This window comes from Hallella sp., assembly GCF_037460745.1.
Classification (GTDB): Bacteria; Bacteroidota; Bacteroidia; order Bacteroidales; family Bacteroidaceae; genus Prevotella; species Prevotella faecis.
Window position 1 is genome coordinate 1 of record NZ_JAXVAE010000149.1, and the last position, 16,497, is coordinate 16,497.

Below are 16,497 nucleotides of genomic sequence, written 5' to 3' on the forward strand. Positions count from 1 at the left end.
GTTGACGGATTCGAACCGCCGACCCTCTGCTTGTAAGGCAGATGCTCTAAACCAACTGAGCTAAACGCCCTTATTGCTCATTTGCGGGTGCAAAGGTACGACTATTATTCCTTTTCACCAAATTTTTCGGCAACTTTTTGCAGGAAAAGTGCATTTTTGCATCATTTCGGGCACAAGACATTCTTTCCTCCCCCAACCGACCGTTAGTTTTCGGGCCGCATCGCTTGGTTTCGAACAGGCCGAAACGGCCATGCTTGACACAGGAAATTTATGCAGAAACGCAACACGCAATCATCATCTTTGGTATGGGCCACCACATGGAACGTTTGCCATAACACCCTCAACAGGAGGTGCCTCTTGCCATGCCGGGCGGTCTCAGCGTTGCCTGTGTAGGGATTTTTGGTGAAAAAGTTGGTACGAGATTTCGGACGAAATAGAGCACGAAAAAGCCGTTTTTACGGATTCGGAGAACGGGAATTGAACCGCGATGGTGCGATTAGGCAGGTATTGAGTTACCAAAGATGCCTATCGGTGCCTCGAAAAGGCAGGTTTCGTCTTGCCTTTGGGCATGTTTCGCACCACGAAACATGCCTAACGGTGAGGCGGAATGTAAAAAGCGGAACGCAAAAAGCGACGAACAAAACGTAAAACGCTGACTGTTAGCTCATTGCGAAAACGCACCACAAATAGCGTATTTGCGGCAAATTATTGTGTCGTGAAAAAGAAATGTGTAGATTTCACTATAGTTTGTTGGCTATTTTCGGCCGCAACACACACATCCTGGCCAGGCGTACCTGGAGCCATCCAACAAAAAGGGCGCCTCCCCAAGGGAGACGCCCAGTTATTTGTGGCTTTTAACCGTCAATGTAATTAGTCGGCAACCTTAACAGTAGCGCGGCGGTTGAATGAGACGGGCGAAAGCTCGTCGACACCACCATGACCCTGTGTGGTGATCTTGCTGCGGTCAACACCCATCTTCACGAGCTCGTCGGCAACTGTGTTGGCGCGGCCCTCAGAGAGGCGCTGGTTGATAGAAGCGTTACCTGTAGCGCTGTCAGCATAACCATCGACCTTCAGCTTGGCACCGTTCTCCTTGGCATACTTAGCCAAAGCCTCGATGTTCACGAGATCCTTCTGAGAAGCGATGTTGGTCTTGTTGATGTTAAAGAACACAGAGATCGGAGTGTTTACAAACTCCTTCACAGCCTTGTTATCATCGGACTTGTTAGCGAGCAGATTCTTCAGACGAGCGTTCTCGGCGTTAGCGTCGTTGAGCTGAGCGTTAAGAGCGTCGATCTGGCTCTGAGCGAGAGCCTTGATAGCGTCCACATCGGGAGTCTTGTTCCAGGTGCAACGGCCGAGGTTGTAAGTCAAACCAATCTCAGCAGAAACGATCTGGTCGTGGTTTCTCTTCTCGTGGCCACCGTATGCCAACGACTCATCAACACCCTCGAAATCATCGCCCATGATGTTATACTGGACGTCGAGGTTGATCTGCACGCGCTTAGACACTCTCCACTGGTTCAAGATACCAGCGCTACCAGCCATACAGTAAGAGTTCAGCGACATGTTGCGAACCAAACCAATACCAGCGTACGGAGAAATGTTCCAGACGCGTGTGGGGCTGTAACCGCAGAAAAGGTTGCTCAGGTTGAACAGGGCCTGACCCTGAAGGTTCCAATACTTGTTGTGCATGCAGGTGTTGTAGGCGTTCTCCTTGGGAACGTCCTTACCCCAGATACCATTGAACTTGGCACGGATACCGATGCCCGGAGTGAACCACTTACCGATAGCGGCTGAGAAGCCCATATCGCGGCGGAAGTCCTTCACAGGGCTCTTGGTCCAACCCATACCCTTTTCCTCGTTTGAGTAGAAAGCTGTCCAAGTGAAGTTACCCTGAACAAACCAGTTACTCCAGAAAGAATTTGTGGCGACACTGTACTTCAGTGTGGGATCTGCAGTCTCCTGAGCCATTGAAGACAAAGAGAGACCGGCAAACGCCATTGCGATCAATAACTTTTTCATAATCTTTATTTGTTAAACGATCAATAATTAATTCGAATATACTCTTAAAGCCTATTCATCCAACGGCAAAGTTAATAATATTTTTTAAATACTGACTTTATTTCTGATAAAATAATTAAAAATCTCACAAGAAAATGTTCATTGTCAACGTTTCAAGCCTATTTCCCCCTCAAATGTCATGTCACAATATCATACGAACACCCTTAAATCCGAATCAGCCATTAGATTTTAACACTTCGGTCTAACAGCCGTTGGAGAGTTACGCAAACAATTGCTCTATGTCCTTTTGCTTGAAAATGCTTAGGACGCTCTTGCCGTCGGGAGTGTATTTGGCGTTCTGACAAAGGAAGAGTTGGTTGATGAGGTTTTCCATCTCGTCGTTGCTCAGCACTTGACCATAGGGAATGGCTGCGGCGCGCGCCATGCTCAAGGCCAGCGAATCGTTGATTTCCTGCACGGCCGACGTGCCGCGCTCCTGGGCGCCTACCACCATGTCGCGCACAAGCGAGCCAACATCAATGCCTTCCAACCCCTCGGGAATGGCGTTGACCGAGAAGGTGTTGTCGCCCAACGGCGACAGGTCGAAGCCCATGGCGGTCATCTCGCCAAGGATCTGCTCGAGCGTGACGGCCTCCTGGGCGGTGAGCTGCACCGTCTCGGGGAAGAGCAACTTCTGCGAATGCGACTTACGGGCGGCCAACTGGCGCTGGTATTTCTCGAAGAGGATGCGTATGTGGGCGCGGTGCTGGTCGATGATCATGAGGCCCGACTTGACGGCGGTCATCATGAAACGTCCCTTGTATTGGTAGTGGGCAGGCGATTTCTCCTCTATGACGCTCTCGTCGGCAGCAGGGGCCACGGGGTCGGAAAACAGGGGCTCCGACATGGGCTTGGCGGCACTGTCGAGACCCTCGTAGAGCTGTTGCCACTGGTCGGTGAGGCGCGAGGTGTGGTATTCGCCACTCGGCTCACCGTCAATCTTGCTCGCATGCGACACCGACGAGGGCGTGGCCTTGAAGGGATTGTACTGGGGGTTGAAGTCGACCTTAGGAAGGTCGGCCTGCCGGGTGGGATCGAACAGGGGGATATCGGGCTTGCCCTCGGTGTCGAACTCAATGGTCGACGCGTCGTTGAACATGCCTACGGCATCCTTCGCGGCGGCTGACAGGATCTGCCAGATGGCCTGCTCGTTCTCAAACTTTATCTCGGTCTTGGTGGGATGGATGTTGACGTCGATGTCCTGGGCGTCGACATCAAAATAAATGAAGTATGGCACCTGCTCGCCTTGGGGAACCAAGCGTTCGAAGGCCGACATGACCGCCTTGTTGAAATACGGATGCCGCATGTATCGGCCGTTAACAAAGAAGTATTGCTGGGCGCCTTTCTTGCGGGCACTCTCGGGCTTGCCCACAAAGCCATGAATGGCACAAACGGATGTTTCCACGTTCAGGGGCAGCAGGTCCTGGTTGATGCGTTTGCCAATGATGTCCACGATGCGTTGGCGAAGGCCACCGGCACGAAGGTTGAACATCTCCGAGCCATTGCTGCGGAAGGTGAACGCCACCTTGGGATAAACAAGTGCGATGCGCTCGAAAGCCGTGAGGATGTTGTTGAGCTCAGTGGTGTTCGACTTCAAAAACTTGCGACGGGCGGGAACATTGTAAAAGAGGTTCTCGATCATGAAATTGGAACCCTCAGGGCAGGCACATGCCTCTTGGCCGACGAAACGCGATCCGGCAATCGACAGGTGCGTGCCTATCTCCTCGCCACGTTGGCGAGTCTTGAGCTCCACCTGGGCCACGGCGGCTATCGACGCCAACGCCTCACCACGGAAGCCCATGGTATGGAGGTTGAAGAGGTCGTCGGCCTGGCGTATCTTCGACGTGGCATGGCGCTCAAAGGAGAGGCGCGCATCGGTCTCCGACATGCCCTTACCGTCGTCGATGACCTGGATGGACGTGCGGCCCGCGTCGACCACCAGCACGTCAATGCGTGTGGCACCGGCGTCGATGGCGTTTTCCACCAATTCCTTGATAACCGACGCCGGGCGCTGGATAACCTCGCCGGCTGCTATCTGGTTGGCCACTGAGTCGGGCAACAATTGTATGATATCACTCATGATTTAGGGTGGGTTCTATTTATTATAAGTAGGTAATAGGTTGGGGCTGACGTCACAACCATGGCAAGAAACATGCCAAAAGGAACACCAGCAACAGACCGGAAATGGCAAGACCTGCCACAAACGATCGGTCCTTGCGGCGCGTGGCGCGACGGAAGGAGATAAGCGATTCGGCAGCGTCGGTATCGACCGCCAATTCACCACTCTCCATGCCCAGTTCGCGTTTGGCGCGTGCCTCCAACTGCTGAAGACGTTCACGGCGCTCGTCGGAATACATCATAGGATGCCTGAAACGGCGTGGCTTGGCGGTTTGGAAGAGTAGGTTCATAAGGTAAGTTGCTGTAACGGGGCCGCATGGCGCTCTATGCTCTTTAGCTCGGTGCCCTTGGCCTTGCCACGCCAATGGAACACATCGTCCTTATCCACCGGGCGCAATGCGCCGAACCATGCGAAACTCTCGAGCTTCAACTTCATGGGCGGGATCTGTGTCATCGGATACAACGTGGCCTTCACCTTGTTGGTCCATATATGATGGAGCTTGCGCTCGGGAGTGAGATACATGCGCATGGTGTCGGTCTCCATATAGTTTAGGCCAATGAGCGTCGTGTCCTTGTCGTCGACGGGGAAATAAACCGACTTGACGTTGCCTATGGCGTCGCTCCGGCGAATGACTCCGTCTTGGAAATAGGCAAACATGTCGTGCGACGCCACTTGGTTGTAGTGGACGCTGTCGGGCATGGCCTCAACCGACAAGGCCTGTCCAAGGACATGGGCCTCACGAATGGTGGAGTCGTTCATATACACCTTGATCACCTCGCCCAACAACTGGCGCGTGCCATTCCACACGATGGGGTCGCGATACATGGTCATGCACGAGTCTTGCGAGTTGAACACCAACGAGTCGCAAATGGCCTGCACGTCAAGGCGGAAGGCCCGCATGTGCGGATAACAATGCACCTTGCGATACACGGAGTCGGTGTTGATATTGAAGGTTTCGATGCGCATGGTGTCGGCGTGCATAAAGAGCGTGTCCTTCTGCGAGTAGTCCTTGACCAGCGCGTCCTTTGTGGCGAAGCCCATTCCTGTATGCTCGTTGTAAACCACCTCGCCACAGGTCAGGGTGTTCTTGTTCTCGTTGTCGACAAACACCACGTTGCCCAAGCCACGGTTATTGCCGCTCTTGCTGTCATAATATAAGGTGTCGCCGGTAATGGTCTTCGGGCCGTTGACCACCGTCGACCGTCCGAACATCTCGGCCTGGTCGTTTTGGGTGTTGAAATAGGCGTTCTCTGTGGTGATGGTGCCATTCTCACCCTTGATGATCGAAGGGCCTACCTTGCCGTGCCCCTTGGCAGACGTGTACTGGCCCACCACATGGGCGCGCGACTTTCGTGTGTCGTAATAGAGCGTGTCGGTAGATACCTGGTTCTTTGGCGTACGAAGCTGCACGTCGTAATTAAACTTGGCGAGGCGTGTCTCGGTATGGTACTCACCCCAGTCGGCGCTCAACTGGCTCTTTCCATCGACCAGTTTGCCGCCATTGAAGAAATAAGCGTACTCGTACAAACGGTCGTAGTTCAGGCTGTCGGTATAAAGCGTCTGCTTGCGATGCTTGAGCACCACGTTATTGCGGGCCTCCATCATCTGCCCCTCGCCATCATACCAAGCGCGCGTGCAGGTCAGCGACAACGTGTCGCCCTGACGAAAACGCACATGGCCAAAAGCCTTCACCGAGTTGGAACCTTGGTAAAAATAAGCACTGTCACAGCTGAGGAAAGCGCCCTGATGCTTAAACGCCACATGGCCTTTGGCAATCTGGGCGTCGGGATTGGGGCCCGCCATGTCGTAGCGCAACTCATCGGCATGGAGAAGATAGACCTTGTTGTCCACAGGTTTCTTCTTCGCCCTGCGGGGCGCCAAGAAGGCATGCAGAGTGCCTATGACAAAGAAGCATAGAGCCATCGTCAGGATGACCCTATGCCCACGGTAATATCTTTGATGTTTATCAGTTGCCGTCATCTAACCCATCCCTGATATTGGAAATTACAATTCTTATAGCGGTCCTTCATCCTCACGTAGGTGTGCTTGATCTTATCGACGACCCAATCGGTAAGAACCTTCTCGCGCTCCTTGGCGAGAACCACATCCTTCATGACCTGGAAATCCTCAGTGATGGTGGCCTTGTGACCTTCGACACGCGACTTCAGCTTCACAATGGCAACAACTGTCTTTCCATTGCTGCGGCTCACCATCTCAAACGGTGCGGATATCTGGCCTACCTTCATGGTGTCGACAACGCGAGCCACCTCGGTAGGCAGGTCTTTCATCTGGAAACGCGACGTCATGCCATCGTTGGTGGGGTTCGACATCAGGCCCTTGTTGTTCTTGGTGTCCTTGTCATCGGAAAGGATGGTGGCCGCGTAGTCGAACGTAAGTTGACCAGCACGAATGTCGGCGGCTAAAGAATCCAGGCGACTCATGGAAGCGTCGATCTCATCTTGCGATACCTTCGGCTTCAGAAGTATATGACGCACCTTGATCTTGTCGCCACGCTTGTCGATAAGCTGGATGATATGATAGCCAAACTCGGTCTCCACGATCTTGGAAATCTTGTTCGGGTCAGTCAGGTTGAATGCCACATTGGCAAACGCAGGGTCGAGCAGGCTACGTCCCACATAGTCCATCTCGCCACCTTGGCGTGCCGATCCGGGGTCCTCCGAATACAGACGCGCCAACGCAGCGAACGACGATTCGCCTTTGGTGACACGGTCGGTGAAGTCGCGAAGCTGATTCTTCACGCGGTTGACCTCCTCCTGCTTGATGCGGGGCCGATGCTCAATGATCTGCACCTCCACCTCGGTAGGCACGAAAGGCACGCTGTCGGCGGGCATATTGCGGAAATAGGTGCGCACATCGGCGGGCGTCACCTTGACGTCTTCCACCAACTTCTTGCGCATCTTCTCAATGAGTTGCTGGTTCTTGAACTCATCGTGCATATCGGCACGCATCTCCTTGAGGGTCTGTTTCCTATACTCTTCCAGTTTCTCCTGCGAGCCTGCGATTTGTATCCAACGATTGATCTGCTGGTCGATGCCTGCCGAGATCTCGCTCTCGGTCACCTCGATGGAGTCGATAGCGGCCTGATGGAGAAACAACTTCTGCACAGCCAGTTGCTCAGGGATGACACACTCGGGATCGCCTCCCCAGGTAACACCTTCGGCAAGCCCCTGCATGCGCATGGCTTCGACGTCAGACTTCAGGATGGGCTCATCGCCCACAACCCATATCACCTCATCGACAACACTGCTCTCGGGGGCGACAACCTCAGGTTTCACCACCGAGTCGTTGGTTGTTGACTGGTCAGGCGCAGCGGCTTCTGCCTGCGAGGATGTGGCACGAGATGCCTGCTCCACGCCCGACATGGCTGTCAGTCCGAAGACCAACATGGCCGCTATGGTATATATAGTTTTCTTCATACGTTAATGCTTGTTCACTGTTTTCAGCACATCCTCGTTCACCTTTACGGCAAACTGCTTGCGCAGGTCAGCCACCCATTGCTTCTCCAGGTAGTCCTGATAGTCGGCAACCACAAGGGCTCTCACATCCGACAACTCCTTGGGAGCCTTGAGCACCTTACCATAGATGGCCATATTGGGATAGTCCTTCATGGGCTTGACAATGGTATCGACCCCAAACGCCTCACGGTCGACGAGCGCGTTGTCGCCCTTCTTGAAGATGCCCTTCTCCACACGGATGCGCAATACCGAGTCGGAGTTGAACGTCTTTCGCAACACCTCGGCCCACTCGTCAAACGCCACCTTCTTGATTGCGTTCTTCACGTTGTTGATATCGGCCACCTCGCGTGTGTGGTAAGCTATGCCCTTGAAACGGGGCTGCTCCCACTTGTAGTCTTTCTTATGTTTCTTGAAGAATGATGTCAGGCCAGCCACGTCCTTCTGTGCCTTGTCCCACACGGCGCGGTTGCTGATTTCATAGAGCAACAATCCGTCGTGATACTCCTGGATAAGGTATTTCAGCGTAGGATCCTTGGCCTCCATCTCATCGAGCTTAGCCTTGAGAAGCTCAGCCTTGGTGGTATGCTCCACCTTGGTCAGCGAGTCGAGCTTGTTATCGATAATCTGCTCGCGGAGGTTACGTTGGTCGATAAATTTCATGATGGCATCGCGCTGGCTCTCATAGCTATAGAAATTCTGATGGCCTTGCTTCAGAATGATGTGCCATCCGGCAGCCGAGAGCACGGGCTTGCTCATCTCGCCGTCGTTCAGCGCCCAGGCTTGGTCCTCAAACTCCTTCAGCGTTTGTCCTTTATATATAAGCGGCAGTTCGCCACCGTTCTTGGCAGATCCGGGGTCTTGCGAGTACTTCTTTGCCATCTCCGCAAAGTTGGCGCCACCCTTGAGAGCCGCATAGATGGAGTCGATGCGCTCCTTAGCAGCCTTCTGCTCATCGGCGGTTGCTTTCTGGCTCACAATCAGCAAGATGTGGGCCACCTTGACCAATCCGCCGTTGTTGTCAATCTGTTGTTGTGTCTGTTGGTAGATTTTCTTTGCTTCGGCCTCCACGTCGGCGTCGGTAATCATGGCCGGACGCACCTGCATGTCGCGGTATCCGGCAAACTCCGTCTGGAACGACTTCATCGTGTCGAGTTGCGCAGCCTTGGCTGCTTCCACCTTCAACTTGTAGTTGATAAACAAGTCGACGTAGTCGGCCACGCTTTTCTTGTCGATCACACCGTCGGCATTGTTTTTATTGTACGAGTATTCAAACTCTGAGCGAGCAATATTCTTTCCGTTGATGGTCATCACAACGGGATCGGAAGTTTGCGCAAAAGACAAGGTGCCACACAACAGCATGGCGCCCAACAACAGTTTCTTCTTCATATTTATTATAAGTAGCTCTCCCTCCATCCGTTTGGAAAGGAGGGAGAGTGGTTATTTCAATGTTGCTCGCACATAGAGCAATTATCCACGGAAACTCGCCCAGCAAGCGTTGGCAACCTATGCTATAAGCATTTGCAACCTATGTTATAAGCATTGAGTCCCCAAGCGATAGGCTACGGCTACCCTTGCGATAGGGCTCGGCGTCAGTTGAAACTTGGCGTCGAAGACCTATGCGGCAGGTGTGGAGCGCGGATTACTCGTGACGGCTATAATTAGGAGCCTCGCTTGTGATAGCGATATCGTGCGGATGGCTCTCAAGCACACCAGCGTTGGTGATGCGCGTGAACTTAGCGTTGTGCAAGTTTTCGATAGTGGCGGCACCGCAATAGCCCATTCCTGAGCGCAGGCCACCCACGAGCTGATAGATCACCTCCTGCACGGTTCCCTTGTAAGGAACACGACCGGCGATTCCCTCGGGCACCAGCTTCTTCACGTCCTTGGTACCACCCTGGAAGTAACGGTCGCTCGAACCATTCTTCTGGCCCATGGCCTCGAGAGATCCCATGCCACGATAGCTCTTGAACTTACGTCCGTTATAGATGATGGTCTCGCCGGGGCTCTCCTCTGTGCCAGCCACGAGCGAACCAATCATCACGCAGCTTCCGCCAGCGGCCAATGCCTTGACGATATCGCCCGAATAGCGCAAGCCACCGTCGGCGATCAAAGGCACGCCTGTTCCCTCGAGTGCCGAGCACACGTCGTAGACAGCGCTCAACTGAGGTACGCCCACACCAGCCACCACACGTGTGGTGCAGATGGAACCCGGGCCGATGCCGACCTTTACGGCGTCAGCGCCGTTGTCGACCAAATATTTTGCAGCCTCACCTGTGGCGATGTTACCCACCACAACGTCGAGGTTGGGGAATGCGTTCTTCACCTCGTGCAGCTTGCCCACCACACCGGCAGAGTGTCCGTGAGCCGTATCGATGACGATGGCGTCGACACCGGCGTCGACCAGTGCCTGTGCTCTATCGAGCGTGTCGACTGTGACACCCACGCCAGCAGCCACGCGAAGTCTTCCCTTGTCATCCTTGCATGCGTTAGGCTTGTCCTTAGCCTTAGTGATATCCTTGTAAGTGATCAGTCCGACAAGGTGATTGCCTGCATCGACCACTGGCAACTTCTCGATCTTGTTCTCCTGCAGGATTTGCGCAGCAGCCACAAGGTCGGTCTTTTGGTGCGTGGTAACGAGGTTCTCTGTTGTCATCACCTCATCAACCGTCTTGTCCATGTTGCGCTCGAAACGCAGGTCACGATTGGTAACGATACCCACCAAATGGTTCTCCTCGTCGACAACGGGGATGCCACCGATGTGGTACTCATGCATCAGGGCGAGTGCGTCGCCCACGGTGCTACCGCGGCGGATGGTGACGGGATCATAGATCATACCGTTCTCCGCACGTTTGACGATGGCCACTTGGCGCGCCTGCTCCTCGATGGTCATGTTCTTGTGAATAACGCCGATACCACCCTCGCGCGCAATGGCAATGGCCATTGACGATTCTGTCACCGTATCCATGGCAGCTGTCACAAACGGGATGTTCAGCTCGATGTTACGCGAGAAGCGTGTTTTCAACGTCACCTCTTTGGGCAACACCTCGGAATAAGCGGGAATCAACAGGACGTCGTCGAAGGTAAGACCGTCCATTACAATTTTATCTGCAACAAATGATGACATAAATGTAACTTTAGGAATTTATTGCGTGCAAATTTAGCAATAAAAATCCACTTAGACCGCCATCACGGTCATTTTTCTTTTCCGTTTAATGCTATTTAACCGAATTCGGTCGTTACGGGTGCTGAGTAGTTACGTCATCACACCCGCCAAAGGCGGAGCTATAGGATATTTCCATTCCGCCCTCATCACGTTTGCTTTCACTTCCTCCAAATGGGCGACACGAGCGGAGCCTCCCGAAGTTGCGAGACTGTCGGGGCCCAAACGAAACTATCCGGTCGCCCTTCAGCAACCGGATAGTTTTATGTTAGTTGGTTACGAGAACCACTCATTTCCTGTCAATGAATCATCTCCGAGCGCTTGCAGCCAAATCAGTTAGCCATTTCCGAGAAGAACTTGATGAAGACCAGCCGAACCTTTTCCTCAGCCGTCAGTCCGTCCTCATCATCGTAGATGTCGACTTCCTCAATGGCCTGATCGATGTCGTCGCTATCGCTCTCACGGAAATAGTCGTAGATGTCGGCCACCTCATCAGGGTCGATCACCTCGTCGTCGTTGAGGTAATAGTCGATATTGACCTTCATACCGCTGCACACGATGGCCTCAATGTCGTCGAGCAAGTCGTCGAATCCATATCCTTGGGCCCGTGCGATTTCCTCGAGCGGTATGCGCTTGTCGATAAGCTCGATGATCTTCTGCTTTCTCATCGACTTGTTGGGCAGACTGATGACGCGCATGATGTCGGCCCGTTTGACATCGTTCTCCTCGCAATAGTTCTTGATGAGCTCCAGGAAAGGCTTGCCATACTTCTTGGCTTTTCCTTGTCCCACGCCTTGTATCTGCTGCAACTCCTCCATGGTCACGGGGTAGTTGGTGGCCATCTGCGTGAGCGATATGTCTTGGAAGATGACGTATGGCGGCAGGTTGAACTTGCGCGCCTCATCCTTGCGCAATCCTCGCAGGAGGTTGTACAACTCCTCATCGAGAGCGCTCGACACATTGTCGGCTCCCTCTTCGGTCTCGTCGAACTCACGGTCGGCCACCACCATGAAAGGCTGCGGGTCTTGCATGTAGCGCTTGCCGTCGGCCGTGAGCTTGAGCAAACCGTAGTTTTCCACATCCTTCCGGATGAAATGGGAAATCATGGCCTGGCGTATCACAGGGTTCCAGATGGCAGAGTCCTCCTCGTTGATCTTCTCGCCTGCGCCAAACTCGGGCAACTTGTCGTGCCCATGGCGCACAATGTTGTCGGTGCGTCGGCCCCTCACGAAGTCGATGATGTAAGGCTGGTCGAAGTTTTCCTTCACCGCCTTGATGGCGCTGAGCACCACGAGCAACGCCTCCGACGCTTCCTTGGGATGCTTGGGGTGCATGCAGTTGTCGCAGTTGCCACAGTTGTCCTTGGGATAAGCCTCACCGAAATAGTGCAACAGCATCTTACGCCTACAGATCGACGACTCGGCGTAAGCCTTCGTCTCTTGCAGGAGCTGCCGTCCGATCTCTTTCTCTGCCTCGCCCTTGCTGTCCATAAACTTCTCGAGTTTCTTCAGGTCCTTGGGCGAGTAGAAGGCTATGCAAATGCCCTCTCCCCCATCGCGGCCGGCACGACCCGTTTCCTGATAGTATCCCTCGAGACTCTTGGGAATGTCGTAATGTATGACGAATCGCACATCGGGCTTGTCGATGCCCATGCCGAAGGCGATGGTCGCCACGATGATGTCTATTTCCTCCTTGATGAAGTCGTCTTGCGTCATCGTTCGCACCTCCGTGTCGAGTCCGGCGTGGTAGGGCGCGGCCTTGAAGCCGTTGAGCTGCAGCTTCTGCGCCAGTTCCTCCACCTTCTTGCGCGACAGGCAGTAGATGATGCCACACTTGCCCTCGTGCTGCCTGAGGAATCGGATGATTTGGCTATCGGTGTCCTCTTCGCTCACTTTCTGCCTAATCTCATAATAGAGGTTGGGACGGTTGAACGAGCTCTTGAACTCCTTGGCGTCGACGATGCCCAGGCTCTTCTTGATGTCGGAGCGCACCTTGTCGGTGGCCGTCGCCGTAAGCGCTATGACGGGAATCTTGTCGATGCCCCGGAACTTCGCTATCTTGTCGATGGTGGGCCTGATGTTGCGATACTCGGGCCGGAAATCGTGTCCCCACTCGGAGATGCAATGAGCCTCATCGATGGCAAAGAAAGAAATCTCAAACGACTCGAGGAACGCAAGGTTGTCCTCCTTGTTGAGCGACTCGGGAGCCACGTACAGCAATTTAGTCTTACCCGACTGCACATCGCTCACCACGCGGTTGATGGCCGCCTTGTTGAGCGACGAGTTCATGTAATGGGCCAGGCCGTCGTTCTCCGACAGTCCGTTGATGACGTCCACCTGGTTCTTCATCAGGGCGATCAGTGGCGACACCACGATGGCCGTGCCCTTCATGAGCAGCGATGGCAACTGGTAGCATAGGCTCTTGCCGCCTCCGGTGGGCATGAGAACAAAGGTGTCGTTGCCATCCATAAGGTTACGAATGACGGCCTCTTGGTCTCCCTTGAATTTGTCGAAGCCGAAATACTGCTTCAGGGGTTTAATGAGATTGTCTTCCATTGTGGTAGTAGTTGCTTTTAATGACCTGCGGTCAAGCAGACTCCTTGTGTTGCTCCAGGTGAGCCTTATCGAGCTGGCCCTTGGCATACTCGAGTGTCACCTCAAACTTCTTAACACGGCGTGAGGGGACGTCGAACATGGCGTCCATCATAACCGCCTCGACGATTGAGCGGAGTCCTCTTGCACCCAACTTATACTCCACCGCCTTGTCGACGATGAAATCGAGCGCCTCGTCGGTGAACGTCAGCGCAATCTTGTCCATCTCGAAGAGCTTGACATACTGCTTCACGATGGAGTTTTTGGGCTCCACGAGGATGCGTCGCAGCGCGTCGCGGTCGAGCGGGTTGAGGTGCGTGAGCACTGGCAGACGACCGATGAGCTCGGGGATGAGTCCGAACGACTTCAGGTCTTGCGGCAGGATGTACTTCATCAGGTCGCTCTTGTCCACATTGCGCACCGCCTGCACCGAGTTGTAACCCACCACATGCGTGTTGAGTCGCTGTGCGATCTTGCGCTCAATGCCGTCGAAGGCGCCACCGCAGATAAACAGGATATTCTTTGTGTTCACGTGGATATAGTCTTGGTCGGGATGCTTGCGACCGCCCTTAGGCGGCACATTGACCATGGTACCCTCGAGGAGCTTGAGCAGTCCCTGCTGCACGCCCTCTCCGCTCACGTCGCGCGTGATGCTGGGGTTGTCGCTCTTTCGGGCAATCTTGTCGAGCTCGTCGATGAAGACGATGCCGCGCTCAGCGGCCTCCACGTTAAAGTCGGCCACCTGCAACAGGCGGCTCAATATGCTCTCCACGTCCTCGCCCACATAGCCGGCCTCGGTAAACACCGTGGCGTCGACGATGGTGAACGGCACGTCGAGCAACTTGGCGATGGTTCGTGCCAGGAGGGTCTTACCCGTACCCGTGGATCCCACCATGATGATGTTGCTCTTCTCGATCTCCACGCCATCCTCGTCGTCGGGCTGCTGCAAACGCTTGTAGTGGTTATACACCGAGACGGCGAGCGTGCGCTTGGCGTCATCCTGTCCGATGACATATTGGTCGAGATACTCCTTGATCTCGCGTGGCTTGGGCACCTTGCCCTTGGGCTTATAGGGTGTGTGCTTTGCGGGCAGCTCGTCGTCCTCGTCGTCGAGCAGTCCGGCCATTCCCGTGCTCTTCACGATGTTGTAAGCCTGCACGGCGCAGTCGGCACAGATATAGCCGTTGAGGCCGTTGATGAGCAGCCTCACCTCGTCCTCACTTCTTCCGCAGAAGCTACATTTCTTCTTACTTGTTCTCATGTTGTTCGTCTCACTTCTTTCTTGTCAGCACCGTGTCAATCATGCCATACTCCTTGGCTTCCTCGGCTGTCATCCAGTAGTTGCGGTCGCTGTCCTGCCACACCTTGTCGTAGGTCTGGTGCGAGTGGTTTGATATGATGGTGTAGAGTTCTTTCTTCATCTTCATGATCTCGCGCGCCTCAATCTCGATGTCCGACGCCTGTCCCTGCACGCCTCCGAGCGGCTGGTGGATCATCACACGGCTGTGGGGCAATGCTGAGCGCTTGCCCTCGGTGCCCGATACGAGGAGCACGGCGGCCATCGAAGCGGCCATGCCGGTGCAGATGGTGGCCACGTCGCTCGAGATAAACTGCATGGTGTCGTAGATGCCCAGTCCGGCCGTCACCACACCACCCGGCGAGTTCACGTAGATGGAAATATCCTTTCCGTTGTCCACCGAGTCGAGATAGAGCAGCTGCGCCTGGAGCGTGTTGGCCGTGTAGTCGTCGATCTGCGTTCCGAGGAAGATGATGCGGTCCATCATCAGGCGCGAGAACACGTCCATCTGCGTTACGTTGAGCTGGCGCTCCTCCAGGATATAAGGGTTGAGGTACTGGTTCTGCGCTTTCACCACATCGTCGAGTACCATGCCGTTCATGCCAAGATGTTGCGTGGCATACTTTCTAAAGTCGTTGTTCATCTGTCAATCTTTCCTTTTTAATAATAAGACAAAATGGCGGTTTCCACCTTTTATTATATAATGCTTAGCAAAGACCATGCCATTTGCCAACCGATTGTTATCGGGCTATCTTTTACAAAGATAATAAAAAAACTCGATATTCGAATGTTAATGTGTTATTTTTATGTTTTTTTTCTTTCTGGCTGTATCCCGCCCGCGAGCGTCTCCTCTTTTGGAACGCATGACGCTCACGAAACGGCGTCAGAGTTCCACATTCTCTATGCGCAGCTTGAGGAGGCCTGCGGGCACGCGCACGGTCACCTCGTCGCCTTGGCGCTTGCCAAGCAACGCTTGCCCCACGGGCGACTTGATGGAGATCTTGCCCTCGCGCAGGTTCATCTCGTGTGGGCTCACGATGGTGTAGGTCATGCTGCGGTTGTTGCCCAGGTTGGTGATGCTCACCTTGCTCAGTAGGCCCACGCAGTCGGCTTGCAGCCGCGACTTGTCGATGACGCGCGCATGCTCCAGCACCTTTTGCTTAAACCGTATACGCCCGAGCAGGCGCCACTGCTCGCGCTTGGCGGCGCGATATTCGAAGTTCTCACTCAGGTCGCCCTTGTCGCGGGCCTCGGCAATGGCGTCGCGCACCCTCGGCAGCTCCACCGTTTCCATCTGGCGCAACTCGGCCACGAGTTCGTCGTAGCCTTCCTGTGACATGTATTCCATATAGTTGTTCTCCTTGTTTTTTCCATTTCTTCCTTCGTTTTCGTGCCATGGCAGCTCTGAGGCAAGCGTCGCCCCCATCTGGCTTAACGAAAACGAGGCGCCACATAGGGCCACCCACCTTACGCAAGCAGCCCCCTACTCTATGCAAAAGTAGCCATTTTTCTTCAATCGGCAAAAGGCTTCGCTATAGCAAACCGCCAAGACGCCCTATTTTGAGAAATATGGCGGCTCCCATAACCTTAGCAAATTATGGCGGTCGATTTTTTGATGTTTAACTTGAATAACGCGCGAGGTTTCAAATGAAAAGTATATATCCTCAAATCCGCAACTAAGCCCTTCAACGTCCTTTTTGCGTGTACACGTCCTCTCATTACTGAATTATTTGTTTCTTCGCCATGTCATATCAGAGTTTTGCTTGTTTATTTTTGCAACACTAAGATAA

11 protein-coding genes are annotated in these 16,497 nt (G+C 53.9%); all 11 read right to left on the reverse strand.

From position 1 onward, the window contains the following. Positions 1 to 870 precede the first annotated feature (870 nt). Positions 871 to 2,025 carry an OmpA family protein gene (locus WKK33_RS10070; RefSeq protein ID WP_215759768.1) on the reverse strand — a complete coding sequence of 385 codons (1,155 nt, stop codon included), beginning with the start codon at positions 2,023 to 2,025 and terminating at the stop codon, positions 871 to 873. 259 nt (positions 2,026 to 2,284) lie between these two features. Continuing rightward, the gene (mutL, locus tag WKK33_RS10075) at positions 2,285 to 4,144 is read right to left on the reverse strand and encodes a DNA mismatch repair endonuclease MutL (protein WP_337569552.1); all 1,860 of its coding nucleotides are present in this window, start codon (positions 4,142 to 4,144) and stop codon (positions 2,285 to 2,287) included. Positions 4,145 to 4,196: 52 nt separating this feature from the next. After that, positions 4,197 to 4,472, reverse strand: coding sequence for a hypothetical protein (locus WKK33_RS10080; protein WP_337933688.1), 276 nt, complete (start codon positions 4,470 to 4,472; stop codon positions 4,197 to 4,199). Beyond that, positions 4,469 to 6,106 carry an OstA-like protein gene (locus WKK33_RS10085; protein ID WP_337933689.1) on the reverse strand — a complete coding sequence of 546 codons (1,638 nt, stop codon included), beginning with the start codon at positions 6,104 to 6,106 and terminating at the stop codon, positions 4,469 to 4,471. The genes WKK33_RS10080 and WKK33_RS10085 overlap by 4 nt, the downstream gene beginning before the upstream one ends. Positions 6,107 to 6,159: 53 nt before the next feature. Continuing rightward, entirely contained in the window at positions 6,160 to 7,620 is a 1,461-nt protein-coding gene (locus tag WKK33_RS10090; RefSeq protein ID WP_252344918.1) for a peptidylprolyl isomerase, read from the reverse strand. Positions 7,621 to 7,623: 3 nt separating this feature from the next. Beyond that, positions 7,624 to 9,045: a peptidylprolyl isomerase gene (locus WKK33_RS10095; RefSeq protein WP_337571039.1), complete on the reverse strand. Its 1,422-nt coding sequence runs from the start codon at positions 9,043 to 9,045 to the stop codon at positions 7,624 to 7,626. Positions 9,046 to 9,298: 253 nt separating this feature from the next. After that, a complete protein-coding gene (gene guaB / locus WKK33_RS10100; protein ID WP_337933692.1) occupies positions 9,299 to 10,783 on the reverse strand; it encodes an IMP dehydrogenase in 1,485 nt (494 codons plus the stop codon). Positions 10,784 to 11,151: 368 nt separating this feature from the next. Beyond that, complete coding sequence (gene recQ, locus WKK33_RS10105; RefSeq protein ID WP_287769730.1) at positions 11,152 to 13,374, reverse strand: DNA helicase RecQ; 2,223 nt, start codon at positions 13,372 to 13,374, stop codon at positions 11,152 to 11,154. A gap of 31 nt (positions 13,375 to 13,405) precedes the next feature. Next, positions 13,406 to 14,671 (reverse strand): ATP-dependent Clp protease ATP-binding subunit ClpX, encoded by a 1,266-nt coding sequence (gene clpX / locus WKK33_RS10110; RefSeq protein WP_337637319.1) that lies wholly within the window; start codon positions 14,669 to 14,671, stop codon positions 13,406 to 13,408. A gap of 10 nt (positions 14,672 to 14,681) precedes the next feature. Beyond that, positions 14,682 to 15,350 (reverse strand): ATP-dependent Clp endopeptidase proteolytic subunit ClpP, encoded by a 669-nt coding sequence (gene clpP / locus WKK33_RS10115; protein WP_215759776.1) that lies wholly within the window; start codon positions 15,348 to 15,350, stop codon positions 14,682 to 14,684. A gap of 240 nt (positions 15,351 to 15,590) precedes the next feature. Further along, a complete protein-coding gene (gene greA / locus WKK33_RS10120; protein ID WP_337571048.1) occupies positions 15,591 to 16,055 on the reverse strand; it encodes a transcription elongation factor GreA in 465 nt (154 codons plus the stop codon). Positions 16,056 to 16,497: the final 442 nt, after the last annotated feature.

Excerpts from the sequence above, each read along its gene's own strand:
- WKK33_RS10070 (WP_215759768.1), bottom strand. The coding sequence starts at position 2,025 with ATGAAAAAGTTATTGATCGCAATGGCGTTTGCCGGTCTCTCTTTGTCT.
- mutL (WP_337569552.1), bottom strand. The coding sequence starts at position 4,144 with ATGAGTGATATCATACAATTGTTGCCCGACTCAGTGGCCAACCAGATA.
- WKK33_RS10080 (WP_337933688.1), bottom strand. The coding sequence starts at position 4,472 with ATGAACCTACTCTTCCAAACCGCCAAGCCACGCCGTTTCAGGCATCCT.
- WKK33_RS10085 (WP_337933689.1), bottom strand. The coding sequence starts at position 6,106 with ATGGCTCTATGCTTCTTTGTCATAGGCACTCTGCATGCCTTCTTGGCG.
- WKK33_RS10090 (WP_252344918.1), bottom strand. The coding sequence starts at position 7,620 with ATGAAGAAAACTATATATACCATAGCGGCCATGTTGGTCTTCGGACTG.
- WKK33_RS10095 (WP_337571039.1), bottom strand. The coding sequence starts at position 9,045 with ATGAAGAAGAAACTGTTGTTGGGCGCCATGCTGTTGTGTGGCACCTTG.
- guaB (WP_337933692.1), bottom strand. The coding sequence starts at position 10,783 with ATGTCATCATTTGTTGCAGATAAAATTGTAATGGACGGTCTTACCTTC.
- recQ (WP_287769730.1), bottom strand. The coding sequence starts at position 13,374 with ATGGAAGACAATCTCATTAAACCCCTGAAGCAGTATTTCGGCTTCGAC.
- clpX (WP_337637319.1), bottom strand. The coding sequence starts at position 14,671 with ATGAGAACAAGTAAGAAGAAATGTAGCTTCTGCGGAAGAAGTGAGGAC.
- clpP (WP_215759776.1), bottom strand. The coding sequence starts at position 15,350 with ATGAACAACGACTTTAGAAAGTATGCCACGCAACATCTTGGCATGAAC.
- greA (WP_337571048.1), bottom strand. The coding sequence starts at position 16,055 with ATGGAATACATGTCACAGGAAGGCTACGACGAACTCGTGGCCGAGTTG.